The 25,350-nt window shown below is 67.5% G+C and carries 23 protein-coding genes; 16 read left to right on the forward strand and 7 right to left on the reverse strand.

What is annotated here, in order from left to right:
* Window positions 1-419 (reverse strand): YkgJ family cysteine cluster protein (locus N5D20_RS15385; protein WP_279948129.1); only part of this gene is annotated, 419 nt, incomplete at its 3' end.
* Window positions 420-523: 104 nt separating this feature from the next.
* Here N5D20_RS15385 and oleC point away from each other — a divergent pair.
* The 3 genes from oleC to N5D20_RS15400 all read left to right on the forward strand — a co-directional run bounded on the left by oleC (window position 524) and on the right by N5D20_RS15400 (window position 3,409).
* Window positions 524-2,182, forward strand: coding sequence for an olefin beta-lactone synthetase (oleC, locus tag N5D20_RS15390; RefSeq protein WP_279915256.1), 1,659 nt, complete (start codon window positions 524-526; stop codon window positions 2,180-2,182).
* A complete protein-coding gene (oleD, locus tag N5D20_RS15395; protein ID WP_272773914.1) occupies window positions 2,179-3,171 on the forward strand; it encodes a 2-alkyl-3-oxoalkanoate reductase in 993 nt (330 codons plus the stop codon). The genes oleC and oleD overlap by 4 nt, the downstream gene beginning before the upstream one ends.
* Window positions 3,172-3,253: 82 nt before the next feature.
* Entirely contained in the window at window positions 3,254-3,409 is a 156-nt protein-coding gene (locus N5D20_RS15400) for a DUF1328 domain-containing protein (protein WP_004153593.1), read from the forward strand.
* A gap of 82 nt (window positions 3,410-3,491) precedes the next feature.
* On the opposite strand, the gene ddlA is transcribed toward N5D20_RS15400, so the two are convergent.
* Window positions 3,492-4,586, reverse strand: coding sequence for a D-alanine--D-alanine ligase (gene ddlA / locus N5D20_RS15405; RefSeq protein ID WP_272773915.1), 1,095 nt, complete (start codon window positions 4,584-4,586; stop codon window positions 3,492-3,494).
* A 400-nt stretch (window positions 4,587-4,986) separates the two neighbouring features.
* Between ddlA and N5D20_RS15410 the strand changes: the two genes are divergently transcribed.
* The 4 genes from N5D20_RS15410 to N5D20_RS15425 all read left to right on the forward strand — a co-directional run bounded on the left by N5D20_RS15410 (window position 4,987) and on the right by N5D20_RS15425 (window position 8,709).
* Window positions 4,987-5,622: an SCP2 sterol-binding domain-containing protein gene (locus tag N5D20_RS15410; RefSeq protein ID WP_143994024.1), complete on the forward strand. Its 636-nt coding sequence runs from the start codon at window positions 4,987-4,989 to the stop codon at window positions 5,620-5,622.
* The gene (gene ubiB / locus N5D20_RS15415; RefSeq protein ID WP_126560772.1) at window positions 5,619-7,274 is read left to right on the forward strand and encodes a ubiquinone biosynthesis regulatory protein kinase UbiB; all 1,656 of its coding nucleotides are present in this window, start codon (window positions 5,619-5,621) and stop codon (window positions 7,272-7,274) included. The genes N5D20_RS15410 and ubiB overlap by 4 nt, the downstream gene beginning before the upstream one ends.
* A 5-nt stretch (window positions 7,275-7,279) precedes the next feature.
* Window positions 7,280-7,858, forward strand: coding sequence for an O-methyltransferase (locus tag N5D20_RS15420; RefSeq protein ID WP_279915242.1), 579 nt, complete (start codon window positions 7,280-7,282; stop codon window positions 7,856-7,858).
* A gap of 107 nt (window positions 7,859-7,965) precedes the next feature.
* Window positions 7,966-8,709, forward strand: a complete 744-nt coding sequence (locus N5D20_RS15425; RefSeq protein WP_010487096.1) for a pseudouridine synthase — start codon at window positions 7,966-7,968, stop codon at window positions 8,707-8,709.
* A gap of 70 nt (window positions 8,710-8,779) precedes the next feature.
* On the opposite strand, the gene N5D20_RS15430 is transcribed toward N5D20_RS15425, so the two are convergent.
* Window positions 8,780-9,307: a DUF2059 domain-containing protein gene (locus N5D20_RS15430; RefSeq protein WP_279915241.1), complete on the reverse strand. Its 528-nt coding sequence runs from the start codon at window positions 9,305-9,307 to the stop codon at window positions 8,780-8,782.
* 133 nt (window positions 9,308-9,440) lie between these two features.
* On the opposite strand from N5D20_RS15430, the gene arfB reads away from it, so the two are divergent.
* The 3 genes from arfB to dcp all read left to right on the forward strand — a co-directional run bounded on the left by arfB (window position 9,441) and on the right by dcp (window position 12,747).
* The gene (arfB, locus tag N5D20_RS15435; protein WP_053504961.1) at window positions 9,441-9,872 is read left to right on the forward strand and encodes an alternative ribosome rescue aminoacyl-tRNA hydrolase ArfB; all 432 of its coding nucleotides are present in this window, start codon (window positions 9,441-9,443) and stop codon (window positions 9,870-9,872) included.
* 4 nt (window positions 9,873-9,876) lie between these two features.
* Window positions 9,877-10,479 (forward strand): lysophospholipid acyltransferase family protein, encoded by a 603-nt coding sequence (locus N5D20_RS15440; RefSeq protein ID WP_043400664.1) that lies wholly within the window; start codon window positions 9,877-9,879, stop codon window positions 10,477-10,479.
* A 111-nt stretch (window positions 10,480-10,590) separates the two neighbouring features.
* Window positions 10,591-12,747: a peptidyl-dipeptidase Dcp gene (gene dcp / locus N5D20_RS15445; RefSeq protein WP_019337438.1), complete on the forward strand. Its 2,157-nt coding sequence runs from the start codon at window positions 10,591-10,593 to the stop codon at window positions 12,745-12,747.
* A gap of 134 nt (window positions 12,748-12,881) precedes the next feature.
* Here dcp and N5D20_RS15450 read toward each other — a convergent pair whose 3' ends face one another.
* Together N5D20_RS15450 and N5D20_RS15455 are read right to left on the reverse strand one after the other, a co-directional pair.
* Window positions 12,882-13,328, reverse strand: a complete 447-nt coding sequence (locus N5D20_RS15450) for a 3-dehydroquinate dehydratase (protein WP_004153636.1) — start codon at window positions 13,326-13,328, stop codon at window positions 12,882-12,884.
* A 3-nt stretch (window positions 13,329-13,331) separates the two neighbouring features.
* Window positions 13,332-13,733 carry a hypothetical protein gene (locus tag N5D20_RS15455; protein ID WP_010487081.1) on the reverse strand — a complete coding sequence of 134 codons (402 nt, stop codon included), beginning with the start codon at window positions 13,731-13,733 and terminating at the stop codon, window positions 13,332-13,334.
* Between the two features lie 257 nt (window positions 13,734-13,990).
* Between N5D20_RS15455 and lepB the strand changes: the two genes are divergently transcribed.
* Both lepB and N5D20_RS15465 read left to right on the forward strand, forming a co-directional pair.
* Window positions 13,991-14,617 carry a signal peptidase I gene (gene lepB / locus N5D20_RS15460; RefSeq protein ID WP_143994095.1) on the forward strand — a complete coding sequence of 209 codons (627 nt, stop codon included), beginning with the start codon at window positions 13,991-13,993 and terminating at the stop codon, window positions 14,615-14,617.
* A gap of 124 nt (window positions 14,618-14,741) precedes the next feature.
* Complete coding sequence (locus N5D20_RS15465; RefSeq protein ID WP_010487076.1) at window positions 14,742-15,998, forward strand: MFS transporter; 1,257 nt, start codon at window positions 14,742-14,744, stop codon at window positions 15,996-15,998.
* An 81-nt stretch (window positions 15,999-16,079) separates the two neighbouring features.
* Here N5D20_RS15465 and N5D20_RS15470 read toward each other — a convergent pair whose 3' ends face one another.
* Entirely contained in the window at window positions 16,080-16,988 is a 909-nt protein-coding gene (locus tag N5D20_RS15470; RefSeq protein ID WP_043400644.1) for a LysR family transcriptional regulator, read from the reverse strand.
* Window positions 16,989-17,314: 326 nt separating this feature from the next.
* Window positions 17,315-18,283 (reverse strand): LysR family transcriptional regulator, encoded by a 969-nt coding sequence (locus tag N5D20_RS15475; protein WP_071306331.1) that lies wholly within the window; start codon window positions 18,281-18,283, stop codon window positions 17,315-17,317.
* Window positions 18,284-18,392: 109 nt separating this feature from the next.
* Here N5D20_RS15475 and aceB point away from each other — a divergent pair, with 109 nt between their 5' ends.
* The 4 genes from aceB to N5D20_RS15495 all read left to right on the forward strand — a co-directional run bounded on the left by aceB (window position 18,393) and on the right by N5D20_RS15495 (window position 25,343).
* Window positions 18,393-20,015 carry a malate synthase A gene (gene aceB, locus N5D20_RS15480; protein ID WP_279915193.1) on the forward strand — a complete coding sequence of 541 codons (1,623 nt, stop codon included), beginning with the start codon at window positions 18,393-18,395 and terminating at the stop codon, window positions 20,013-20,015.
* A 65-nt stretch (window positions 20,016-20,080) separates the two neighbouring features.
* Window positions 20,081-21,382 (forward strand): isocitrate lyase, encoded by a 1,302-nt coding sequence (aceA, locus tag N5D20_RS15485; RefSeq protein WP_019661879.1) that lies wholly within the window; start codon window positions 20,081-20,083, stop codon window positions 21,380-21,382.
* 417 nt (window positions 21,383-21,799) lie between these two features.
* Window positions 21,800-22,840 carry a GGDEF domain-containing protein gene (locus N5D20_RS15490; protein WP_019337655.1) on the forward strand — a complete coding sequence of 347 codons (1,041 nt, stop codon included), beginning with the start codon at window positions 21,800-21,802 and terminating at the stop codon, window positions 22,838-22,840.
* Window positions 22,841-22,844: 4 nt separating this feature from the next.
* On the forward strand, window positions 22,845-25,343 hold the full coding sequence (locus N5D20_RS15495) for a putative peptide modification system cyclase (protein WP_279915190.1): 2,499 nt from the start codon (window positions 22,845-22,847) through the stop codon (window positions 25,341-25,343).
* The last annotated feature ends 7 nt before the right edge of the window (window positions 25,344-25,350 follow it).

Raw genomic sequence — 25,350 nt, forward strand, 5'->3', positions numbered from 1 at the left:
GGCGCCTGCGGCGGCGAAGAAGGGCTGTTGCCGTTGTCGTCGGGATGATCGTCATCATTGTCGGCGTCATCGCGCCAACGCCAGTCGGCCAGCGTCAACGGATCCAGGCCATAGGCGATGCGCGCCTTGTCGCACTGCGGGCTGGCCTTGCCGTACTCCCACGATGCATCCACCTCACGGCACACGCTGGGCCGGTTGGGGTGGATGGTGCAGCGTGAATACACGCCGATCTGCGCATCCAGCGCCACGCAGCGCACCGGCTTGGAATGGGTGCCGCGCATGCACAGGCGATGCGGGTCCAGTACCTCGGTGAGCTGGTGTGGCACGCCACCGGGGGTGACCTCGTCTGATTCCATCCAGTGGAAGGCCACGCGGTATTGGGTGCAGCAGGCGCCGCAGGTCATGCAGGGATGTTGCATGGGCAAGCCGCCTCGGGCGGCAGTCGGAATCAGGAACGAGGGTGCGGATTTTCCACGAAGTGGGGCGCCGCGCAAGAAATTCCGTAAGCGGCGACAATGAACGGATGAACCGACCCTGCAACATTGCCGCGCGCCTGCCTGAACTGGCGCGTGAACGCCCCGACCAGATCGCCATCCGTTGCCCCGGCCGCCGGGGCGCCGGCAACGGCATGGCCGCCTACGACGTCACCCTGGATTACCGCCAGCTGGACGCCCGCAGCGACGCCATGGCCGCCGGCCTGGCCGGCTACGGGATCGGCCGCGGGGTGCGCACGGTGGTGATGGTGCGGCCCTCGCCGGAGTTCTTCCTGTTGATGTTCGCCCTGTTCAAGCTGGGCGCGGTGCCGGTGCTGGTCGACCCGGGCATCGACAGGCGCGCGCTGAAGCAGTGCCTGGACGAGGCACAGCCGGAAGCCTTCATCGGCATTCCGCTGGCCCATGTGGCGCGGCTGGTGCTGCGCTGGGCACCGTCGGCGGCGCGCCTGGTGACCGTCGGCCGCCGCCTCGGCTGGGGCGGAACCACCTTGGCCGCGCTGGAGCGCGCCGGCGCCAACGGGGGGGCGACGCTGGCCGCCACCGACGGTGAGGACATGGCGGCGATCCTGTTCACCAGCGGCTCCACCGGCGTGCCCAAGGGCGTGGTCTACCGCCATCGCCACTTCGTCGGCCAGATCCAGCTGCTGGGCAGCGCCTTCGGCATGGAAGCGGGCGGGGTGGACCTGCCGACCTTCCCGCCGTTCGCGCTGTTCGATCCTGCGCTGGGCCTGACCTCGGTGATCCCGGACATGGACCCGACCCGGCCGGCGCAGGCCGACCCGGCGCGCCTGCACGACGCCATCCAGCGTTTCGGCGTGACCCAGCTGTTCGGCTCGCCGGCGCTGATGCGGGTGCTGGCGAAGCATGGCCGGCCGCTGCCGACGGTGACCCGGGTGACCTCGGCCGGTGCGCCGGTGCCGCCGGACGTGGTCGCCACCATCCGCAGCCTGCTGCCGGCCGACGCGCAGTTCTGGACGCCGTATGGCGCCACCGAGTGCCTGCCGGTGGCGGTGGTCGAGGGCCGCGAGCTGGAGCGTACCCGTGCCGCCACCGAGGCCGGCGCCGGGACCTGCGTGGGCAATGTGGTTGAACCGAACGAAGTGCGCATCATCGCCATTGATGACGCGCCGCTGCCGGACTGGTCGCAGGCACGCGTGCTGGCCACCGGCGAGGTCGGCGAGATCACCGTAGCCGGGCCGACCGCCACCGACAGTTATTTCAACCGCCCGCAGGCCACGGCGGCGGCAAAGATCCACGAGACGCTGGCCGATGGCAGCACGCGCGTGGTCCATCGCATGGGCGACGTCGGTTACTTCGATGCGCAGGGCCGACTGTGGTTCTGCGGGCGCAAGACGCAGCGCGTGGAGACCACGCGCGGACCGCTGTACACCGAACAGGTCGAGCCGGTGTTCAACACCGTGGCCGGGGTGGCGCGCACGGCGCTGGTCGGTGTCGGCGCCCCGGGTGCACAGGTGCCGGTGCTGTGCGTGGAACTGCAGCGTGGCCAGGCAGACAGCCCGGCGCTGCAGGAAGCGCTGCGTGCGCATGCCGCAGCGCGCACGCCTGAGGCCGGCCTGCAGCACTTCCTGGTGCATCCGGCGTTCCCCGTCGATATCCGTCACAACGCCAAGATCGGCCGCGAGAAGCTCGCCGTCTGGGCCAGCGCCGAACTGGAGAAGCGCGCATGAAGATCCTGGTCACCGGTGGTGGTGGTTTCCTTGGCCAGGCGCTGTGCCGCGGGCTGGTCGAACGTGGCCACCAGGTACTGGCGTTCAACCGCAGCCATTACCCGGAACTGCAGGCGATGGGCGTGGGCCAGATCCGTGGCGACCTGGCCGATGCGCAGGCAGTGCTGCACGCGGTGGCCAGCGTTGACGCGGTGTTCCACAACGGTGCCAAGGCCGGTGCGTGGGGCAGCTATGACAGCTACCACCAGGCCAACGTGGTCGGCACCGACAATGTGATCGCCGCCTGCCGCGCGCACGGCATCAGCCGGCTGGTCTACACCTCCACGCCCAGCGTGACGCACCGTGCCACCCACCCGGTGGAAGGCCTGGGCGCGGATGAAGTGCCCTACGGTGAGGACTTCCAGGCCCCGTATGCGGCGACCAAGGCGATTGCCGAACAGCGCGTGCTGGCGGCCAACGACGCCTCGCTGGCGACGGTGGCACTGCGCCCGCGCCTGATCTGGGGCCCGGGCGATCAGCAGCTGGTGCCGCGCCTGGCCGAACGTGCACGGCAGGGCCGCCTGCGTCTGGTGGGCGATGGCAACAACAAGGTGGATACCACCTACATCGACAACGCCGCGCTCGCACACTTTCTCGCTTTCGAGGCATTGACGCCGGGGGCCGCGTGTGCGGGCAAGGCCTACTTCATTTCCAACGGCGAACCGCTGCCGATGCGCGAGCTGGTCAACAAGCTGCTGGCCGCCGTTGGTGCGCCGACGGTGGACAAGGCGATCAGCTTCAAGGCCGCTTACCGCATCGGTGCGCTCTGCGAGCGCCTGTGGCCGCTACTGCGCCTGCGCGGCGAGCCGCCATTGACCCGCTTCCTGGCCGAGCAGCTGTGCACGCCGCACTGGTACAGCATGGAGCCGGCACGCCGTGACTTCGGCTACGTGCCGCAGGTCAGCGTCGAAGAAGGGCTGCGCAGGCTGAAGGCTTCATCTGCTGCATAGATCGCCGTCACTGGCTGCACACCGCCAGATCGGGAGGATGGACCCACGCCATCCAACGGCCCGGACATCTGCGAGGAGCGCCATGCTGCATTACGCCGTCATCTTTTTCGTCATCGCCATCATCGCCGCTGTGCTCGGCTTCTCCGGCATTGCCGGCGCTGCCAGCAACATTGCCTGGATCCTGTTCGTTGTGTTCCTGGTACTGGCAGTGATCTCGATGTTCCGCAAGCGCGGGTAGAAGACCGCAGGGTAGTGCCGGCCGCTGGCCGGCACGCCCTCTTTGTAGCGTCGAGCATGGCTCGACGCTACACACAGCGCCGCTACACGGCGCTGTGCAATCCGCGATCGGCTTCATGGCGCTCCAGCGCCAGTTCGATCAGCCGCGTGATCAGCGTCGTGTAGTCCACACCGCTGGCGCCCCACAGCTTCGGGTACATGCTGATGCGGGTGAAGCCCGGCAGCGTGTTGACCTCGTTGATGACGATGTCACCGTCTGTGGTGAGGAACACATCCACGCGCGCCATGCCCGCACACTCCAGCGCCTGGTAGGCCCGCAGCGCGGTCTGCTGGATGCGCGCCTGGGTTGCAGCATCGATATCCGCCGGCACCACCACCTCGGCGCCGTCGGCGTTGATGTACTTGGTGTCGTAGGCGTAGAACTCGTCGTGCACCACCACTTCCCCACACAGGCTGGCCTGAGGATGTTCGTTGCCCAGCACCGCGCACTCGATCTCGCGACCGACCACCGCCGATTCCACCAGCACCTTGTGGTCGTAGCGCAGCGCCAATGCCAGCGCCTCGGCGAAGCCCGCTGCATCCTTGACCTTGCTCACCCCCACCGACGAACCCTGGTTGGCCGGCTTCACGAACAACGGCAGGCCGAGCTGCGCGATCACCGCATCGACATCGACTGCCGCCGCCTGATGGCGACGGATGCACAGCCACGGTGCCACCTGCAGCCCGGCGTCGCGCAGCAGGCGCTTGGTCACGTCCTTGTCCATCGCCACCGCCGAGCCCAGTACCGGTGAACCGACGAAGGGCAGGTTGGCCATGCGCAGCAGCCCCTGCAGCGCACCGTCCTCGCCCAGCGGCCCGTGCACGATCGGCAGCACCACATCGATCTGGACGAGCGCGCTGGCCGCATCGGACGGCTGCAGCTGCGCCTGCTCGGCGCCCGGGCGCACCGCCAGCGACGTACCGGACCGATGCAGGGCGATGCGCGACGGATCATCGGCATTGATCAGGAAGGTATCCGGCTGGCTCAGATGCCACTGGCCCTGCTTGTCGATACCGACCAGCACCGGCTCGAAGCGCTCGCGATCGAGCGCATCGAGGATGTTCTTCGCTGACTGCAGCGAAACTTCGTGCTCGGAAGACTTGCCACCGAAGATGATGCCGACCCGGGTCCGTGCCATGGGGAATGCGATGTCCTGTGCGTTGCGTGGCCTCATAGCATGAACCTTCATCGGCCTTCCGCGTGAGGCACAGATGAACCAGAAATCCATCCACGCATGGCGTGGATCTACCGTGTCGACCAAGGTCGACACCCACCACAGCAACACAGAAAGCCGCCCTGACAGCAGCGGGAAACTGTCGAAGGCGGGGTGGGTCCGGTTGTGGGGGTGTCCGCGGCATGGATGCCGCGGCCAAGCCCCCACGGACGGGTTTACGGCGTCCCCCGCCACTGGATCCGCCCCGCCCCCCACGGAATGCCCGCTCTTGCTGTTGCTTCGGCTACTGCTGTTGCCGTTGCCTCTGCGGGTGCCGGGCGGCAGCCCGGCCCAAGCCCCCCACCCACGCAGGTAGAATGCACACATGGCTCTCTCCCTGCTCAAGTCCCTCAAGCCGGTCGCCGGCCGCGCCCTGCAGATCGCCCTGAACCGCGCGCTGGCGCTGGATCCGGATACCCGCCATGCGCTGACCAGCCTGGATGGCCGGCATATCGATCTGACCCTGGAAGCGCCGTCGCTGGCCATGCGCATCAGCGTCGACGGCGACCAGCTGCGGGTCGGCCCGGTGGATGCGCAGGAAGCCGACCTGGCCGTGCGCAGCAGCCTGGCCGGCGTGCTCGCGCAGCTGCCGCTGCTGGCCAACGCACGGCGCGGTGACAACAACGGCAAGGGCCGCGTGCGCGTGGCCGGCGACGCCGAACTGGCACGCCGCCTGCAGCAGCTCGCCAAGGGCTTCGACCCGGACTGGCAGCAGCCCTTCGTCACCGTGTTCGGCGAGGTACTGGGCGTGCAGGTCGCCAATACCCTGCGCAGCGCCCTGCAGCACGCACGCCAGGGCGCGGTCGACCTGGCCCACAGCGCCGCAGAATTCATCACCGAGGAATCGCGCGATGTAGTGCCGCGCGCTGAACTGGATGCCTTCCACGATGATGTGGACGTGCTGCGCGACGACGTGGAGCGCCTTGGTGCACGCGTACAGCGCCTGCGGGGTGCCGCATGAAGGCCGTGCTGCGCGCCAGCCGCATCGGCCGGGTGATCCTGCGTTACCGCCTCGACGACCTGCTGCAGGGCACACCGGCCGAGCGCTGGTTGCGCCTGGCCAAGCCGTTCGTGCCGCGCGCCTCGGCCGACATCGCCGCACAGTCGCGCGGTGCGCGCCTGCGCCTGGCGCTGCAGGATCTCGGCCCGATCTTCGTCAAGTTCGGCCAGATCCTGTCCACCCGCCGCGATCTGGTGCCGCCGGATGTGGCCAATGAGCTGACTCTGCTGCAGGACCGGGTCAAGCCGTTTGATGGTGAGACCGCGCGTCGCATCGTCGAGGAAGCGCTCGGCCTGCCGGTCAGCGAGGCCTTCGCCAGTTTCGACACCGAACCGCTGGCCTCGGCCTCCATCGCACAGGTGCACGCGGCCACGCTGGCCGATGGCCGCCAGGTGGTGGTCAAGGTGCTGCGCCCGGGCATCGAGAAGCAGATCGACGCTGATATCGCCCTGCTCAATTCGCTGGCCGCCCTGGTCGAGCGCACCCATCCACGCGCCGACAAGATCCGTCCGCGCGAAGTGGTGGCCGAGGTCGAAAACACCCTGTCCGCCGAGCTGGACCTGCAGCGCGAAGGCGCCAATGCCAGCGTGCTGCGCCGCTTCTGGGAAAACAGCGACGACCTGTACGTGCCGGAAGTGATCTGGAGCCACACCGCCGAGCGCGCGCTGACCCTGGAGCGCGTGTGGGGCATTCCGTCCGACGACATCGCCGCGCTGGACAAGGCCGGCATCGACCGCAAGGCGCTGGCCGCCAAGGGCGTGCGGGTGTTCTACACCCAGGTGTTCCGCGACAACTTCTTCCATGCCGACGCGCACGCCGGCAACATCTGGGTCGACACCGATCCGTCGCGTCGCGCCAACCCGCGCTTCATCGCGCTGGACTTCGGCATCATGGGCCAGCTCTCGCAGGAAGATCAGTACTACCTGGCCGAGAACTTCATGGCCATCTTCAACCGCGACTACCGCCGCATCGCCGAACTGCATGTGCAGGCGCGCTGGATGCCGGACAACGTGCGCATCGATGATCTGGAAGCGGCGGTGCGTTCGGTATGCGAGCCGTACTTCACCCGGCCGCTGTCGCAGATCTCGCTGGCCGAAGTGCTGATGAAGCTGTTCCGCGTGGCGCAGCGTTACCAGCTGACGTTGCAGCCGCAGCTGATCCTGCTGCAGAAGACCCTGCTGAACATCGAGGGCGTCGGCCGCCAGCTGGACCCGCAGATCGACATCTGGGCGGTGGCCAAGCCGGTGCTGGCGAAGATCCTGCGCGAGCGTTACAGCCCGCGCCGGGTGGTGCGCGAGCTCGGCAAGCGCCTGCCGGAAATCATGACCCATGCGCCGGACATGCCACGCCTGGTACACGCCTGGCTGACCCAGCAGGTGGAAGGCCGCCACGAACTGTCGATGCGTTCGCGCGACCTGGCCGCACTGGATGCCAGCGTGCAGCGCCTGCAGAAGCGTGCGGTGGGCGCGATCACCGGTGTCGGCCTGCTGGCCATCGCCGCGCTGATCTATGTGGTGCAGCCGCCGGGCTGGTACTGGGGCGACCTGCCGATGTGGAGCTGGCTGTCCGGTGTGGTCGGCGTGGTGGCGCTGGCGCGCGCGTGGTGGAAGTAGGTCCCATGCTGCAGGCACTCAAGGACGAACTGGCCCGCTTCGGCACCGACAACGATGCCCGCGAAAGCGCGCGCGGGCGCCGCATGCTCAACATCACGCCGGAGACGGGTGAATTCCTGTCCGTGCTGGTCCGCTTCGGCGCTGCGCGCCAGGTGCTGGAGATCGGCACCTCCAACGGCTATTCGACGCTGTGGCTGGCCGAGGCTGCCACAGCCATCGACGGCCACGTGACCACGCTCGAACACGCCGAGGACAAGGTGGCGATGGCGCGTGACACCTTCGCGCGCAGTGGCCTGGCCGATCGCATCACGCTGGTCCACGACGATGCGGGACCGTGGCTGGCGCTGGTCGCCGATGCCAGCGTCGACCTGCTGTTCCTCGATTCGGATCGCGGGCAGTACGCCGGCTGGTGGCCGCAGCTGCGCCGCGTGCTGCGGCCCGGCGGCCTGCTGGTGGTGGACAACGCCACCTCGCATGCAGAACACATGGAACCGCTGCGGGCGCTGCTGGAGGCTGATCCGGACTTCAGCACCAGCCTGGTGCCGGTGGGCAATGGCGAGCTGTTGGCCGTACGCAGCGCCTGACTGCTCTACAGGCAGGTGCCAACCTTGGTTGGCACGCCGTTGCCGGTCGCGCAGAGCCGCCGAGCGCGGGCTCGGCTCTACAGAAGGCAGGCCTTTATAATCCCGCGGTGAGCACCGAACCCGAGACCCTCGCCGCGGTCGAGACCGACACCGCGCCCCTGCAGCTGCTGCACCTGGATGAACGCCTGGCCGTGGTCAACAAGCCTGCCGGGCTGATGGTCCACGACAGCAAGCTGGCCCGTGGCGAAGACGACTTCCTGGCCGACCGCCTGCGCGAGCAGCTGGGCCGCCCGATCTTCCTCGTGCATCGCCTGGACCGGGCCACCAGCGGCTGCCTGCTGTTGGCCTTCGACCGCGAAACCGCCAGCGCGCTGGGCAAGGCATTGATGGGCGGTGAAGTGCTGAAGGACTACCTGACCGTCTGCCGTGGCTGGCCGGCAGAACCGTCCTGGCGGGTCGACCACGACCTCGACGGTGGCCCGGGCAAGCCGGTGAAGAAGCCGGCGGTCACCGACTTCCAGCGCCTGGCCACCGGCGAGCTGTCGGTCCCGGTCGGTGAGTTCACCCGTTCGCGCTACGCGCTGCTGCGCTGCCAGCCACAGACCGGGCGCTTCCGGCAGATCCGCCGGCACCTGAAGCATCTCTCGCATCACATGATCGGCGACACCAGCCACGGTGATGGTCGCCACAACCGCATCTTCCGCATGCAGGGCGTGCACCGCATGCTGCTGCATGCCGAGCGCCTGCGTTTCCCGCATCCGGACGGTGGCACGGTGGATGTGCGTGCGCCGCTGGACCGCGAGTTCCAGAAGGCGCTGGGCCTGTTCGGCTGGCAGGTGGACGACGCCTGATGCTGCTGCGGTAAGCCGAGCGTGGGCTCGGCTCTACAGCCAGCGGCTGGGCGTGGCTCGGCGCACCCCGTTATTTCTTTTCCGGCTCGTTGACGATCGCTTCCAGGTCCTTCTGCAGATCCGCGAACAGCGGCTGCATGCGCGCCTGGATGGCCACCATCACGTTCTGCATCAGCGCCGGGGTCTTGTCCAGCAGGCTCTGGCCGGCCGCGCTCTCGTAGAACTCGGCCATCGCCAGCACGTCTTCCTTGCTGAAGGTCTTCTTGTAGAGGTCCACGTACATCGGCCGCAGCTGCTGCCACGACAGGGCCTGGCGCAGGGTCTGGCTGGTCCGCGCCTGGATCCGCTTCAGCTGTTCCTGCTGCTGGGCGTTGAGCTGGCGCTGTGCGGCCACCTGCTGGAACTGCTGCTGCTGCATCGCCTCGATCTGCGGCAGCATGGTGTCGATCATGCTCTGCGCCCGTGACGCGGACAGCAGGCGGTTGATGTCGCCATCGGTCGGTGGCGCGGCCAGGGCCGGAACGCTGGCCACGGCCAGCGCCAGCAGCAGGGCGGCGCGGCGCAGCAGGGACGGCAGGCCGGGTGCGGTGCGGGTCATGCGGGCTTCCTGCGGTACATGGGACGGCCAGCATACCCGCAGCCAAGGCGAAGGCGGCGTGTTCGGTACCTGATCGGCGGCATACGGTGCGCGATGCCGCACTCCGGCACGTGGCTGCCGCTACAATGCGCGGATGGGCAGTGGACCGGTCACCATCAGCGCGCAGCTTGAAATCCCCGACGGCGAGATCGTCGAGCGGTTCGTGCGTGCCAGCGGTGCCGGTGGCCAGAACGTCAACAAGGTCTCCACCGCGGTGGAACTGCGTTTCGATGTGGCCAACTCGCCCTCGTTGCCCGAACCGTTGCGCGCGCGCCTGTTGGCGCGGCGTGACCGGCGCATGACCGGCGAAGGCGTGCTGGTCATCGGCGCGCAACGTTTCCGGACCCAGGATCGCAATCGCGAGGATGCGCGCGAGCGGCTGGCGGCCTTCATCCAGGCCGGGCTGAGCGTGCCCAAGCCGCGCAAGGCCACCAAGCCGACCCTCGGGTCGAAACTGCGTCGTCTGGACGCCAAACGCGGGCGCGCGCAGATCAAGCGCGGGCGCTCATCACGTGACTGGGAGTGATTGCTTGAACAACCCGACTTCGTTGCTGCCGGCCGTGCCGCCGCAGATGCCGCAGGTCAAACCCAACGCCTTCCTGCGCTGGCTGGCGCGCTGCACCCTGCGCATGGGCGGCTGGAAGGTGACCGGCACCCTGCCTGACATTCCCCGCCTGGTGTTCATCATCGCGCCGCATTCGTCCAACTGGGACGGCCTGTGGGGCATGGCGGCCAAGATCGCGCTGGGAATGAAGGTCAAGGTGCTGGGCAAGGCATCGCTGTTCTGGTGGCCGCTGGGCCCGCTGCTGCACAAGCTGGGCGTGATCCCGCTGGACCGCAGCTCGCCGCAGGGCACGGTGGGCCAGGCGGTGGACCTGCTGCGCAACAACGAGAAGATGTGGTTCGCCATCACCCCCGAGGGCACCCGCAAGGCCGTGAAGGACTGGAAGGCCGGCTTCCTGAAGATCGCCCGGATGGCCGACGTGCCGATCCTGGCCGCGTATTTCCACTACCCGGAAAAGACCATCGGCATCGGCCCGCTGTTCACGCCCAGCGGCGATGATGCCGCCGACATGGCCGCCATCCGCGAGTTCTACCGGCCGTGGATGGGCAAGACCCGCGGTACGGTCTGAGCCTGCCGCAGGCCGCCGCATAGACGCCACGTCCGGCACATGCCGGGCGAGCGCGACAGGAGTAGGGTGGAGGGCTGGTATCCCGTACCGTCTGCCCAAGGAGTGTTTTACATGTCGCGTACCGTAGTCCTGGCCGCCGCCATCAGCCTGGCGCTGGCGGCCTGTTCCGGCAAGGAGTCCACCCCCGTGTCCGATGCCCAGAAAGCCCCGGCCCAGCAGCCGGCCGAAGCCTCCACCAATCCGCTGCTGAGCGCCAGCACGTTGCCGTTCCAGGCGCCGCAGTTCGACAAGATCAAGGACAGCGACTACCTGCCGGCGTTCGAGGAAGGCATGCGCCAGCACCTGGCCGACGTGCGCAAGATCGCCGACAGCAGCGAGCCTGCCACCTTCGACAACACCATCGTGGCGATGGAGCGCAGCGGCGAGACCCTGAACCGCGTGTCGCGCATTTTCTTCGGCCTGGTCCAGGCCGATACCAACGATGCACGCCAGAAGATCCAGGAAGAAGTGGCGCCGAAGCTGGCCGCGCACCAGGACGAGATCAACCTCGATCCGAAGCTGTTCGCGCGCGTGAAGTCGCTGTACGACCAGCGTGACACGCTGGAACTGGACCCGGTGCAGAAGCGCCTGGTCGAGCATTACTACGACGGCCTGGTGCGCGCTGGCGCACAGCTGTCCGACGCCGACAAGGCGAGCCTGCGCAAGCTCAACGTGGAAGAAACCACCCTTTCCACCCAGTTCCATACCCGTCTGGTGGCCGCCACGGCCGCTGCGGCCGTCGTTGTCGACGACAAGGCCAAGCTGGCCGGCCTGGACGAGAATGCGATCAACAACGCTGCCACCGCCGCCAAGGATCGCAAGCTGGATGGCAAGTTCCTGCTGCCGTTGCAGAACACCACACAGCAGCCGGTGCTCGGCTCGCTGAGCGACCGCGACCAGCGCGCCGCCGTGCTGAAGGCTTCGGAAACCCGCGCCGAGCGCGGCGATGCCAACGACACCCGGCAGACCGTGCAGCGCCTGGCCCAGCTGCGTGCGCAGAAGGCCAAGCTGCTCGGCTTCGACACCTTCGCCGACTACCAGCTGGGCGACCAGATGGCCAAGACCCCGGCTGCCGCGCTCAAGCTGCTGACCGACACCGTGCCGGCCGCCACCGCCAAGGCACGCGCCGAAGCCGGCGAGATCCAGAAGGTGATCGACGCGCAGAAGGGTGGTTTCCAGGTCGCCGCTTCGGACTGGGACTTCTACGCCGAGCAGGTGCGCAAGGCCAAGTACGATCTGGACGAATCGCAGATCAAGCCGTACTTCGAACTGGACAACGTGCTGCAGAACGGCGTCTTCTACGCCGCCACCCAGCTGTACGGCATCACCTTCAAGCCGCGTACCGACATTCCGACCTACAACCCGGACATGAAGGTGTACGAAGTGTTCGACAAGGACGGCACCTCGCTGGCGCTGTTCTACACCGACTACTTCAAGCGTGACAGCAAGTCCGGCGGCGCCTGGATGGACGTGTTCGTCGAGCAGGACGGCCTGACCGGTGCCAAGCCGGTGGTCTACAACGTCTGCAACTTCACCAAGCCGGCCGCCGGCCAGCCTGCGCTGATCAGCTTCGACGACGTCACCACCATGTTCCATGAGTTCGGCCATGCGCTGCACGGCATGTTCTCGAACGTGAAGTACCCGTCGATTGCCGGCACCGCCACCTCGCGTGATTTCGTCGAGTTCCCGTCGCAGTTCAACGAGCACTGGGCGCTGGATCCGAAGGTGTTCGCCAACTACGCCAAGCACTACAAGACCGGCGAGGCGATGCCGCAGGAACTGGTCGACAAGATCCTCAAGGCGCGCAGCTTCAACCAGGGCTATGCGACCACCGAATACCTGTCGGCCGCGCTGCTGGACCTGGCCTGGCACACGCAGAAGGCCGACGCGCCGCTGCAGGATGTCGGCGCCTTTGAAGCCAGCGCGCTGAAGAAGTTCAAGGTCGACCTGCCGCAGGTGCCGCCGCGTTACCGCACCACCTACTTCGACCACATCTGGGGTGGCGGTTACTCGGCCGGCTACTACGCCTACTTCTGGGCCGAAGTGCTGGACCATGACGCCTACCAGTGGTTCACCGAACACGGTGGCCTGACCGCGGCCAACGGCCAGGAATTCCGCGACAAGATCCTCTCGCGCGGCAACAGTGTGGAGCTGTCGACCCTGTACCGCGATTTCCGTGGCAAGGACCCGTCGGTGGAACCGCTGCTGAAGTTCCGCGGGCTGAAATGAGAAGGCGAAAACGGCGGGGGCAACCCCGCCGTTTTTCCTTGCTCTTCTGTAGAGCCGAGCCTACGCTCGGCTGCCTTTCGCGCCCTTGTAGAGCCGAGCCCATGCTCGGCTGGTTTTCCACGAAAGGAAGCACGCTACGTCCCCACATGCACCCGGTTCGCCTGCTCGGCCAGCCCCAGGTGATCCAGTGCGATGTCCAGCGCCAGCACATAGCTCTGCGCGCCATAGCCGGCGGCGATGCCCAGGCGCTGGCCGACACCGGCCGGCAGGCACGGCTCGGCCACCGCGCCGTCGTCATGCACTTCCACGTACGCGTTGTGCAGATAGGGCAGCAACCGTTGCAGGCGCAGGCTGTTGGCACATGCACCCGGATCGAGCAGCGTCACCTCGCCGCGACTGTGGTCGGCCACGCGCAGTGCGTCCAGCAGTTCCTGTTCCGAACCGCAGGCACGGATCGCCACGCTGGTGCCGGCATCGATCGCGCGATGCACCAGCGACTTCAGTACCGGCGCCGGCAGTGGCATTGCCGTGCGAATCAAGGCGCCGGCGGCTTCCGGGCCGCGGATGATGAAGATCGACATGGCTCAGCCCTCCTGCGCCAGGCGACGGCCGACGATGGCCAGCGACAGCGGATAGCCGGCCTGCTGGCTGCGCTGGTCGACCACCACCGCGGCGGGGCCGTGCTGCAGGCGCAGGCGCGCATCCAGGCCGGGCTCGCTGGGCGACTGCAGCTCGATGTACTGCGCCGGCAGCCGTTCCAGCGCCGCCTGCAGTGCGCCACCCTCGGCCTGCCATTGCGCCTCGTCGGCCACGCCGACATCCAGCAGCACCCAGTCGGCCGAGCGCGCCTGCGGCTGGCACAGGCACTGGCGCACTTCGGACAGACTGGCGCAGTCGCTGCACAGCACGCGATGGCCGCTCAGCTGCGCCGGCAACTGCGGGCGCGGCGCCGACGGAGACGCGTGGCGGATCACCAGGAGGGTCATACAACACCTTGCGGAATGCGCCCTGCGGCGCGGTGGAGACACGATGCGCGTGCTGGCCGTAAAGGTGCGATGCCCGTGGCCGGGGCACGGCGTAAAACCTGCGTAACCCATCCTGTAGAGCCGAGCCTACGCTCGGCTGGCGTGCACCGACGCTTGAAGAGCAGCCGAGCGCGGGCTCGGCTCTACAGCAAGCCGGTGCGGGAACCTCTTCGGCCCGGATGTGGTCTGATGCAGCTACCACTGACCCGGAGCCTGCCATGGACGCTGTTGCCCGCCCTCCCTTTTCCGAACGCGCGCTGGCCTGGCTGAAGAAAGAGGCGCTGCCGTTGCTGGTGATGCTCGGCCTGCTCGCCGCCGCCCGCGATACCCTGGCCAACCACTACGTAGTGCCCAGTGGCTCGATGCAGCCGACCCTGCAGCCCGGCGACCGGGTGGTGGTGGACATGCGTGCCTATGGGCTGCGCCTGCCGTTTACCGGCAAGGAACTGATGGCGACCGGCACCCCGCAGCGCGGCGAGGTGGCGGTGTTCGATTCGCCGGCCGACGGCACCCGCCTGATCAAGCGGGTGGCCGCGGTGGCCGGTGACCATGTGCAGCTGCACGAAGGGCACCTGAGCATCAACGGCCAGCCACTGCAGACCGCCGACCTGCAGGACGCGGAAGCCTTCGGTGAACGCCGTGCCCGCCTCGATCTGGACATGGGCGGCGGCCCGGACATCGCCGATCTGGTGGTGCCCAACGGTAAGGTGCTGGTGCTGGGTGACCACCGCGGCAACAGCTTCGATGGCCGCTTCTTCGGCTTCGTCGACGCTGACAAGGTCTACGGCCGCGCTGTGGCGGTGTACTACCGCCGGGGCGCCGGCTTCGAGTGGCAGCGCCTGTAAGCTGAATTGATACTTTCTGTGTATCAATCCTGACCTATCAGGTTATGGATCGACTGGATGGACGGGCCTAGTCTGAGGCCCGTTCCCTCCCATACCCGGCCGTCCCCACCGGCCCACCGATCCCATGACTGGCGAAACCGCCGCGACCGTCGAACGCCGCCCCCACGCTGTTGACCCCGCTTCCGACACCCGCATCCAGCAGGGCACGCCGGCTTTCCGCCGCACCGCGCTGGCGCTGTTCCTGGCCGGCTTCTCCACCTTCGGGCTGCTGTACACGGTGCAGCCGCTGCTGCCCGAATTCAGCCGCCACTTCGGCGTGTCCGCCGCCGGCAGCGCAATGTCGCTGTCGCTGACCACCGGCACGCTGGCGGTGGCCATGCTGCTGGCCGGCCTGCTGTCCGACGCGGTCGGCCGCCGCCCGTTGATGATTGCTGCGCTGCTGGCCTCGGCCATGCTGTCGCTGAGCACCGCGCTGGTGGACGACTGGACCACGTTGCTGTTGCTGCGCACCCTGCTGGGCCTGGCGCTGAGCGGCGTGCCGGCCGTGGCGATGACCTACCTGGTCGAGGAAATGGACAGCCGCGCGCTGGGCCTGGCGATGGGCCTGTACATTGGCGGTAACGCCATCGGTGGCATGAGCGGGCGACTGCTGGCAGGCATCATCGCCGACCACTGGGGCTGGCGCTGGGGCATCGGCGTGGTCTCGATCATCGCCGTGGCCAGCACCGTGCTGCTGTGGCTGCAGCTGCCGCCGTCGCGTCACTTCCACCCCCGCCGTGATGGACTGCGCCAGTTGCCGTCACGCTGGCGCATGCTGTTCGCCGACCCGGGCCTGCCGTGGCTGTTCGCCACCTCGTTCGTGCTGATGGGCGTGTTCGTCACCCTCTACAACTACCTGGGCTACCACCTGCTGGCGCCGCCGTACCACCTCAGCCAGACCGTGGTAGGCCTGATCTTCAGCGTCTACCTGGTGGGCACTTTCAGTTCGGCGTGGATGGGCCAGCAGGCTACGCGTTACGGACGCGGCCGCATCCTGTCGATCTCGTTCGCGCTGATCGGTGCCGGCATCGCGCTGCTGGCATTGCCTTGGCTGAGCACGATGGCACTGGGCATCGCGCTGGTCACGTTCGGCTTCTTCGGTGGTCACTCGGTGGCCAGCAGCTGGGTTGGCAGCCGTGCCGGCACGATGCGCGCGGAAGCCTCGGCGCTGTATCTGTTTGCCTATTACCTGGGTTCGAGTGTGCTCGGTGGTTTAGGCGGCCTGGCTTATGCGGCGTGGGACTGGCTGGGTGTGTGCCTGTTCGCCGCCGTGCTGACCCTGATCGGCGGTGGCATTGTCTGGGCGCTGCAGCAGCGCGCCCCGCAGCCGGTGACCGCGTGATCCTGGTCTGGTAGAGGCCGACCTTGGTCGGCGTTGTGGTCGTGGGCCAACCAAGGTTGGCCACTACCGGGGGGTGCACGCTCAGCCCTCCACGAACGCCTCGCGCAACAACCCGGCGAAATTGCGGATCAGCGGCGTCACCCCCTCGCGGTGCCACGCCAGCTGCACCTCCGAATGCGCACCGGCATCGGCCAGCGCCACGAAGCGCGCGCCCTCCACCCGGATGTGATCGCATGACGACGGCAGGATCGCCGCACCCAGGCCGGCAGCAGCAAGACTGATCAGGGTCGAGGCTTCGCCCGCCTCCTGCGCGATGCGCGGCGTGAACCCGGCGGCCGCGCACAACGCGATCATGTGGTCATGGATGCCCGCACCGGCGCTGCGGCGAAATGCCACGAACGGCTCCTGCGCGAAGTCGCGCAGCGACAACGTGCCCTGCTTCGAAAGCCTGTGCAGGGCAGGGTGGCCGGCATGCACGATCAACGCCAGCGGATCGACGAACAGGCTGTGCGCCACCAGTTCCGGCGGCAACGCGCGCTTGCGGATGATGCCCACGTCCAGGCTGCCGTCGAGCAGCGCATCGATCTGCTGCAGCGTGTTCATCTCGCTCAGCTGCAGCCGTACCTGCGGGTACTGCTGGCGGTAGCGCAGGATCGAACGCGGAATCTGCGGTGACAGTGGCGTGGCCCGGGTCAGGCCGATACGCAGTTCGCCCTGCTCGCCGCGCTGCGCGCGCTGCACCTCGTCCACCGCTGTTTCCACCTGCTGCACGATGGCGCGTGCACGCTCCTGCAGCAGCTCACCGGCAGGCGTCAGCTGCACACGACGGTGGCTGCGCACGAACAGGCGCGCCCCGATCAGTTCCTCCAGCTGGCGGATCTGCTGGCTGAGCGGCGGCTGCGACATGCCCAACCGCTCCGCCGCCTGGCCGAAGTGCAGTGTATCGGCAACAGCGAGGAAGTAGCGCAGGTGACGGAGTTCGATGGACATGGGTCCAGTTTATTCATCGTCAGCCGGAAATGAATCAGAGGCGGGGTCAGAGCCCGTTGCGCAGCAACGGGATCCGACCCCGTGCCGACCAACGGTCGGCATCCACCATGGGAAGCATTTGCCACAGTTCGCAGAAAACGGTCGAAGGCGGGGTGGGTCCGGTTGCGGGGGCGTGAGCGCCATGGATGGCGCGACCGAGCCTCCATGGACGGATTTACGGCGTCCCCCGTAACCGGACCCACCCCGCCATCCCACGGAAAGCCCGCTGTCGCCGTTGCTGTTGCTTCGGCCTCTGCGGGTGCAGGGCGCAGCCCTGCCGAACACCCCTACCGCTCGGAATGCCCGCTCTGGTCGTAATCGCGCGGACTGAACAACTCCGGCTGGATCAGCTCGATGAACGCCCGCGCCTGCGCCGACAACGCCTTGCCACGCCGCACGATCACCCCGTAGCTGCGCTCGGGGAACCAGCGCTTCATCGACCGCGCCGCCAGCCGCTCGTGGTCGGCCTCGTTCAGGCACAGCGCCGGCACGATGGAAATGCCCATGCCCATCGCCACGTACTGCTTGATCACTTCCCAGCCCCCCACCTCCAGCGCCACGGTGTAGGCGATGCGGTGGCGCTGGAACACCTGGTCCACCAGCCGGTAGGTGATCTGCCGCTTCGGCGGCAGCACCAGCGGATAGCGCGCAATATCGGCCAACTCCAGCTCGCCGCCCTTGGCCAGCGGATGGTCATGCGGCGCGATCAGCACCTGTTCGAAGCGGTAGGCCGGGGCGTAGGTCAGGTCGGCCGGCACATCGGTCATCGAACCGATCGCCAGGTCGGCGGCATCCTCGCGCAGCAGGTCGGTGCCGTCGGCGCTGATCGCGTTGTGCAGGGTCAGGCGCACGTCCGGGTAGTGCAGGCGGAAGCGTTCGACGATCTTCGGCAGCAGGTACAGGATGGTCGAGCTGTTGGCGGCGATGTTCAGCTCGCCCGCATCCAGGCCGCGTACCTTGTCGCGGAAGCGTGCCTCCAGCCCGTCCAGGTTCTCCACCAGCGGCTGCGCCATTTCGTACAGCAGCTGGCCCTCGCGGCTGGGCACCAGGCGACGCCCGCTGCGCTCGAACAACGGCACGCCCAGCTCCCGTTCCAGGGCCTGCAACTGCAGGCTGATGGCCGGCTGGCTGACGAACAATGCCTCAGCCGCCCGTGAGACAGAGCCCAGACGCACGGTCTGGCAGAACGCGCGCAACGGCTTCAACCGGTCGGATTTGTAGGAAAAACGCGGACTTGGCGAGGGGCGCGTGGTCATGGCGTTACAAGTATTAGCACAACTTATGTAGAGCATTGCAAAAACTGTTTTGCCAAATACTCGGCCCGGGCGGCACCGTGGAGGCGTTCCCCACCGCTGGAGTCGCCCCATGTCCGCCGTCGCTTCCGCTGTTCCCACCCCTGCCAGCAAGGCCACCCCCGGCATCGCCCTGGCGACCCGCGTGGCCGGTCAGGACACCGTGCTGCCGGCGCCGCTGCTGGCCCTGCTGGTGTCGCTGCACCGTGCGGTGGAACCGGGCCGGCAGGCACGGCTGCAGGCCCGCCGTGAACGCCAGGCGTTCTTCGACCAGGGCGGCCTGCCGGACTTCCGTGAAGACACCACCGCGATCCGTAGCGGCGACTGGCGCGTTGCGCCGCTGCCGGCCGCGCTGCAGGATCGCCGCGTCGAGATCACCGGCCCGACCGACCCAAAGATGGTCATCAACGCACTGAACTCCGGCGCCAAGGTGTTCATGGCCGATTTCGAGGATTCGACCTCGCCGACCTGGCGCAATCTGCTGGCCGGGCAGCAGTCGCTGGCGGCGGCGGTGCGTGGTGATCTGGAATTCACCGCCGCCAACGGCAAGCACTACACGCTGCGCCCGTACGACGAACAGGCCGTGCTGATCGTGCGCCCGCGCGGCTGGCATCTGGACGAGAAGCACGTGCGCATCGACGGCCAGTTCATCGCCGGCGGCCTGTTCGACGCGGCGGTGTTCGCCTTCCACAACGCCCGCACCCTGCAGGCCAAGGACCGCGGCCCGTACTTCTACCTGCCCAAGCTGCAGAGCATGGAAGAGGCCGCGCTGTGGGAGACCGCGCTGTCGCACATCGAAGGCATGCTCGGCCTGCCGCACGGCCAGATCAAGGTGACCGTGCTGATCGAAACGCTGCCGGCGGTGTTCGAGATGGACGAGATCCTGCACGCACTGCGTGACCGCATCGTCGGCCTGAATTGCGGGCGCTGGGATTACATCTTCTCGTACCTGAAGACCTTCCGCCGCCACGCCGACCGCGTGCTGCCCGAACGCGGCCAGGTGACCATGACCCAGCCGTTCCTGAAGGCCTATTCGGAGCTGCTGATCCAGACCTGCCACCGCCGTGGTGCGCATGCGATGGGCGGCATGGCCGCGCAGATCCCGATCAACAACGATGCCGCCGCCAACGAACAGGCGATGGCCCGGGTGCGCGCCGACAAGCTGCGCGAAGTCACCGCCGGCCATGACGGCACCTGGGTTGCGCACCCGGCGCTGATTCCGGTGGCGATGGCGATCTTCGACGAACACATGCCCGGTGCGAACCAGCACAGCGTGCTGCGCCAGGATGTGCGCGTGGGCCGCGATGAACTGATCGCGCGGCCGCCGGGCACCATCACCCGTGCCGGCTTCGAAGGCAACGTGGAAGTCTGCGTGCGCTATCTGGCGGCGTGGCTGGATGGCAACGGCTGTGTGCCGATCCACCACCTGATGGAGGACGCGGCTACCGCCGAGATCAGCCGCAGCCAGCTGTGGCAGTGGCTGCATACGCCGGGCCAGCAGCTGGACGATGGCACTGCGATCGATCTGGCGCTGCTGGATTCCACTCTCTCGCAGCTGCCGGCACGGCTGGGCGATACCGCCGCGCTGCCCGGTGGTGCACGCATCGGGGAGGCCATCACCCTGCTCGGCGAACTGAGCCGCAGCGACGAACTGACCGATTTCCTGACCCTGCCGGCCTACGCGCGCATCGATTGACTCCCGCCCGCGTTTCCACGCCGTTTCCCTCCCCGCTGCACGCACGAACCGAACTGGAGAAAGACATGAGCAAGCTGCCCACTGCCGAACAGATCCAGCACGACTGGGATACCAACCCGCGTTGGGAAGGCATCCAGCGCAACTACAGCGCCGCCGACGTGGTGCGCCTGCGCGGCACCGTCCACATCGAGCACTCGCTGGCCCGCCTGGGTGCGGAGAAGCTGTGGGCGTCGCTGCATGAGCGCGAGTTCGTCAACGCGCTGGGTGCGCTGACCGGCAACCAGGCCATGCAGCAGGTCAAGGCTGGCCTGAAGGCCATCTACCTGTCCGGCTGGCAGGTGGCGGCCGACGCCAACCTGGCCGGCCAGATGTACCCGGACCAGTCGCTGTACCCGGCCGATTCGGTGCCGGCAGTGGTCAAGCGCATCAACAACACGCTGCTGCGCGCCGACCAACTGCACCACGCCGAAGGCAAGGATGACATCGACTTCCTGCAGCCGATCGTGGCCGATGCAGAGGCCGGTTTCGGTGGCGTGCTCAATGCCTTCGAACTGATGAAGGCGATGATCGAGGCCGGTGCCGCCGGCGTGCACTTCGAGGATCAGCTGGCCTCGGTGAAGAAGTGCGGCCACATGGGCGGCAAGGTGCTGGTGCCGACCCGTGAGGCGATCGAGAAGCTCAACGCGGCGCGCCTGGCCGCCGACGTGCTGGGCGTGCCGACCCTGCTGGTCGCGCGCACCGATGCTGAAGCAGCGGATCTGCTGACCAGTGACATCGACGGCAACGACAAGCCGTTCACCACCGGTGAGCGCACCGTCGAAGGCTTCTACAAGACCCGCAATGGCCTGGACCAGGCGATCAGCCGTGGCCTGGCCTATGCACCCTACGCCGACCTGGTGTGGTGCGAGACCGGCAAGCCGGATCTGGAATTCGCACGCAAGTTCGCCGAGGCGATCCATGCGAAGTTCCCGGGCAAGCTGCTGGCCTACAACTGCTCGCCCAGCTTCAACTGGAAGAAGAACCTGGACGACGCCACCATCGCGAAGTTCCAGCGCGAGCTGGGCAGCTACGGCTACAAGTTCCAGTTCATCACCTTGGCCGGCTTCCATGCGCTGAACTACGGCATGTTCAACCTGGCCCACGGCTATGCACGCCGCCAGATGAGCGCGTTCGTGGAGCTGCAGGAAGCCGAGTTCGAAGCGGCCGAGCGTGGCTTCACTGCGGTCAAGCACCAGCGTGAGGTCGGTACCGGTTACTTCGACGCGGTGACCCAGGCGATCCAGCAGGGCCAGTCGTCGACCACCGCGCTGACCGGCTCGACCGAGGAAGAGCAGTTCCACGGCGGGCGCAGCGAACGCGCTGCGTGATGCGGTAGTGCCGGCCGCTGGCCGGCAACCATCTGGACCTCGGGAACATCGACGGGTTGCCGGCCAGCGGCCGGCACTACCGGGCCTCAGAGCGATCAGGGTGGCCAGGGAAGGGCCAGACAACGCCGGCCGGTCGGGGGACCTGCCGGCGTTGTTGTATCGATGCAAAGGCGCGGCCAGCAGGCAGCGTCAATCAGGCGCACCCCGTGTGCCGGCAACTTAGCCGAAACCCTGTGAAACCCGGCATCGGATTGATCCAGCAGGGGTTTTGCCCGGACACCCGTGACCAGAACGCGCCACCATCGATCTTCACATCAATCAAGATCGGCAGAAGGGTCAAAATGAGATAGGGCGCACACTTTAAAGCGGTGCTATGCTCCGCGGCTCACCAGGGGACGCTGGCGGCGGGTGCAGGGAATGACCGGCAGGGGTGCGGCCGAGAACAGTGATGTGACGTCAGGTATCGCCCGGGTGGCGATGGCCGAGATCGTGCACGCGCTGCTGTCCGCTGCCGAGGTGGCATTGTTCGCCAGATTTGCCCGTCCATGCAAGCTTCATGCCGGACAGTGGTTGTTCCAGCGTGGCCATCGCGGCGAACGGATGTATGTGATCCTCCAGGGCCAGATCGAACTGGACTTCGGCGAGGACCTGGTGATCAAGACGCTCGGCCAGCATGAGTTCTTCGGTGAGCTTGGCCTGCTGGTCGGTGATCACCTGCGCAGCGCCAGTGCACGCGCGCTGGCCGACTGCGAAGTACTGGAGCTGGGCCCGGCCGATTTCCATCGCCTGGTGGAATCCGATCCCGGCCTGGTCGCCTACTTCCTGCGGCGCACGATCATGCGCGTGCTGACCAACGAGCAGGCCCTGATCAGCCAGCTGCGCCGGCGCAACCATGATCTGGAAACCGCGCTGGACAATCTGTACATCACCACCCATCAGCTGACCCACACCCGTGAGCTGGTGCGTACCGATGAACTGACCGGGCTGCACAACCGCCGTGGCCTGACCCTGTACCTGCAGGAGTGCCGCGCCGACGGTGACGGGTTGCCGCAGGCCCTGCTGCTGATCGACTGCGACCGCTTCAAGCAGATCAATGATCGTCACGGCCACCAGGCCGGCGACCGTGTGCTGCAGAGCATGGGCAACATCCTGCGCTCGATGGCCGGTGAGCAGGACCTGGCCTGCCGCCTCGGCGGCGATGAGTTCTGCCTGATCCTGCGCCGTGGCAATCACGAGATCGTGCAGCACGCGGCCGAGTTCATCCTCAGCGCGGTGCATGGCCTGCTCGAACGCAGTCATGGCACGCCGCATGTCAGCCTGGTCAGCATCGGTGCCAGCCTGCTGGCGCCGGAGGCCGGCTGGAGCGAGTGGTATGCCAGTGCGGACCGCGCGCTGTACCAGGCCAAGCGCGATGGCGGCAACTGCCTGCGCTGGGTGGATGCTCCGGACGGCCCATAGGGAGATGCAGGCGATGAATGGCGACAACGGAACGTCAGCCCCGCATAGCCCCCAGCTACGCGCCCTGCTGTTCACCGATCTGTGTGATTCGCTGCAGCTGGTCGAGCGGATCGGCGACGTCGCGGCCGCGAGCCTGTTCCAGGAACACGACCGCCTGGTGCTGGTGTTGCAGCACCGCTGGAATGGCCAGCTGATCGATCGCTCCGACGGTCTGTTCATGCTGTTCGAGCGCGCCATCGATGCGCTCGGTTTCGCGCTGGACTACCAGTGCGAACTGCACACGCTGGGCCAGCAGCGTTCGATTGAACTGCGCGCACGTGCCGGCCTGCATGTGGGTGACGTACTGACCTGGGACAACAGTCCCGAAGCGGTGCGCGCCGGCGCCAAGTCGATGGAAGTGGAAGGGCTGGCCAAGCCGATGGCGGCGCGCCTGATGATGCTGGCACGGCCTGGCCAGATCCTGTTGTCGGCCGTCGCTGAGTCACTGACGCGCCGCGCCACCGATGCGTTGGGCGAGCGCGGCCCGCGCCTGCTGTGGAAGTCGCACGGGCGCTGGCGCTTCAAGGGCGTGCCGGTGGTGCAGGAAGTGATCGAAGTGGGCGAGATCGGTGCGGCGCCGTTGCGCATGCCGCGTGCCAATGCCAAGGCGCGCCGTGACCTGCCGCTGTGGCGGCAGCCGCTGGTGCTGGCCGCTGAAGGTCTGGTACTGACGGTGGTGGTGCTGGGCGGCTGGCTGCTGCTGCGACCGGAACCGGCGATCGCGTTCGCCGAGCGCGACTGGGTGGTGCTCGGCGATGTCGACAACCTCACTGGCGACCCGATCTTCGACGACTCGATGCGGCACGCCATCCGGATTGCGCTGGAGCAGTCGCGTTACGTGAACGTGCTGTCGGAGGGCAAGATCCGCGAGAGCCTGGAAATGGCGCGGCTCTCGGGCGATACCCGGCTCAACCGCGATACCGCGGCCGAGGTGGCGGTGCGCGAGGGTGCGCGCGCCGTGTTGTTGCCGACCGTGCGGCAGAAGATTGGTGGCTATGAGCTGGCCATCGACGTCGCCGCACCCGGCACCGGCCAGGTGATCCAGACGTTCACCGCCACCGTGGATCGATCCGATCAGATGGTGTTCGCGGTGGACGACGTGGTCGGGCGCCTGCGACGTGGCCTGGGCGAATCGGTGGCGAGCCTGGAACAGTCGTTGCCGCTGCCGCGGGCATCGACCCAGGACCTGCGCGCACTGCGTGCGTTTGCCCTGGCCGAAAGCGCACTGGGCCAGCGTCGCTTCGAAGAAGCACGCAACCTCTACCAGGCGGCGATCGATATCGATCCCGGTTTTGCCCTGGCCTACATGGGCGTGGCCAAGCTGCTGGCCCGCACCGCGCAGGTTGCGGACGCGCGTGACGCGCTGGAGCACGCGCTGGCCCAGCAGCAGCGTTTGCCCGCGCGTGAGCGCCTGTACCTGAAGGGCTGGCAGGCCGAACTGGAACCCGGTGGCTGGCCGCTGGAACAGTGGCGTGCACTGGCCAAGATCTATCCGGATTCGTTTGCGGGGCTGTCCAATACCTCCTGGGGGCTGCTGCAGGACAATCGCTTCGCCGAGGCCGTGCCCTACGCGCGCGCCGCGACGGTGCCTCAGGACCCGTTGCGGCTGTATCCGATGATCCATCTGGCGCGGGCACAGTTGGGCCTCGGCCAGCCGCAGCAGGCAATGCGCACCTTGCACCAGGCACAGATGCTGCGCGGCAATGACGAGGCCGACGACCTGGATGTGGACGTGCTGGTTGCGCAGGGCCTGGACGCACAGGCACAGCAGCTGTTGATGCGGTTGCCGCGGGGGGATGACCTGCAACAGCGCATGCGCCTGCGGGCAAACCTGCTGGTGGCTGCGGAGCAGCGTGATTGCAGCAGCCTGCATGCCGCGATCGCTGCGGATGGCCCGGCACCGGATCTGATCGACTACCAGATCCATCAGCGCCTGCAACACGCCACCGTGACCACGTTGTGCACGGCCGGCGATGCAAAGGAGCTTGAATCCATCGCCGCCATGCTGCGACCGCTGCTGCGGAAGAACGACGACTCCGCCGTGGGTAGCCGCAGTCTGCAGTTGCTGGCCCTGACCTATCTGGCCCAGCGCCAGGGCCAGCATGCGCTGGCCGCAGAGTGGCTGCGTGACCACGGCGAACTGCTGGAGCGGCAGCGCAGCCCTGTGGTGGGCAAGTGGCGCCGGGTTGTGCTGGCGATGGCCGAACTGGCGCAACAGCGTCCGCAAGCGGCACGCCATCTGCTCGAGCCCACCTTTGATGGCAGCGAACCGGTGCAGGCCCATGTTGTGCTGCTGCAGGCATTGCGTGCCGAGCAGGACACTGCCGGCGTGCGCCGCGAGCAGGCCTGGCTGGCCCGGCACCACGGTCAGGCCATTGCCGAGGTGGCGTCCATGCAGGTCTGGCAGCCCCTGAATGTGCACGACATCGCCACGGAGGCGACGTCGGTGCGGGTGCCGCGCTGATGCGGAC

The organism is Stenotrophomonas sp. GD03877, from assembly GCF_029840555.1.
Taxonomy (GTDB): Bacteria; Pseudomonadota; Gammaproteobacteria; order Xanthomonadales; family Xanthomonadaceae; genus Stenotrophomonas; species Stenotrophomonas geniculata.

Coding starts and splice junctions, on each gene's coding strand:
- oleD (WP_272773914.1), top strand. CDS start 2,179: ATGAAGATCCTGGTCACCGGTGGTGGTGGTTTCCTTGGCCAGGCGCTG.
- arfB (WP_053504961.1), top strand. CDS start 9,441: ATGGGCAGTGGACCGGTCACCATCAGCGCGCAGCTTGAAATCCCCGAC.
- N5D20_RS15470 (WP_043400644.1), bottom strand. CDS start 16,988: ATGTCCATCGAACTCCGTCACCTGCGCTACTTCCTCGCTGTTGCCGAT.
- aceB (WP_279915193.1), top strand. CDS start 18,393: ATGTCCGCCGTCGCTTCCGCTGTTCCCACCCCTGCCAGCAAGGCCACC.
- dcp (WP_019337438.1), top strand. CDS start 10,591: ATGTCGCGTACCGTAGTCCTGGCCGCCGCCATCAGCCTGGCGCTGGCG.
- N5D20_RS15490 (WP_019337655.1), top strand. CDS start 21,800: ATGACCGGCAGGGGTGCGGCCGAGAACAGTGATGTGACGTCAGGTATC.
- N5D20_RS15465 (WP_010487076.1), top strand. CDS start 14,742: ATGACTGGCGAAACCGCCGCGACCGTCGAACGCCGCCCCCACGCTGTT.
- N5D20_RS15475 (WP_071306331.1), bottom strand. CDS start 18,283: ATGACCACGCGCCCCTCGCCAAGTCCGCGTTTTTCCTACAAATCCGAC.
- N5D20_RS15400 (WP_004153593.1), top strand. CDS start 3,254: ATGCTGCATTACGCCGTCATCTTTTTCGTCATCGCCATCATCGCCGCT.
- ubiB (WP_126560772.1), top strand. CDS start 5,619: ATGAAGGCCGTGCTGCGCGCCAGCCGCATCGGCCGGGTGATCCTGCGT.
- N5D20_RS15410 (WP_143994024.1), top strand. CDS start 4,987: ATGGCTCTCTCCCTGCTCAAGTCCCTCAAGCCGGTCGCCGGCCGCGCC.
- aceA (WP_019661879.1), top strand. CDS start 20,081: ATGAGCAAGCTGCCCACTGCCGAACAGATCCAGCACGACTGGGATACC.
- N5D20_RS15495 (WP_279915190.1), top strand. CDS start 22,845: ATGCAGGCGATGAATGGCGACAACGGAACGTCAGCCCCGCATAGCCCC.
- ddlA (WP_272773915.1), bottom strand. CDS start 4,586: ATGGCACGGACCCGGGTCGGCATCATCTTCGGTGGCAAGTCTTCCGAG.
- N5D20_RS15430 (WP_279915241.1), bottom strand. CDS start 9,307: ATGACCCGCACCGCACCCGGCCTGCCGTCCCTGCTGCGCCGCGCCGCC.
- N5D20_RS15450 (WP_004153636.1), bottom strand. CDS start 13,328: ATGTCGATCTTCATCATCCGCGGCCCGGAAGCCGCCGGCGCCTTGATT.
- N5D20_RS15420 (WP_279915242.1), top strand. CDS start 7,280: ATGCTGCAGGCACTCAAGGACGAACTGGCCCGCTTCGGCACCGACAAC.
- oleC (WP_279915256.1), top strand. CDS start 524: ATGAACCGACCCTGCAACATTGCCGCGCGCCTGCCTGAACTGGCGCGT.
- lepB (WP_143994095.1), top strand. CDS start 13,991: ATGGACGCTGTTGCCCGCCCTCCCTTTTCCGAACGCGCGCTGGCCTGG.
- N5D20_RS15455 (WP_010487081.1), bottom strand. CDS start 13,733: ATGACCCTCCTGGTGATCCGCCACGCGTCTCCGTCGGCGCCGCGCCCG.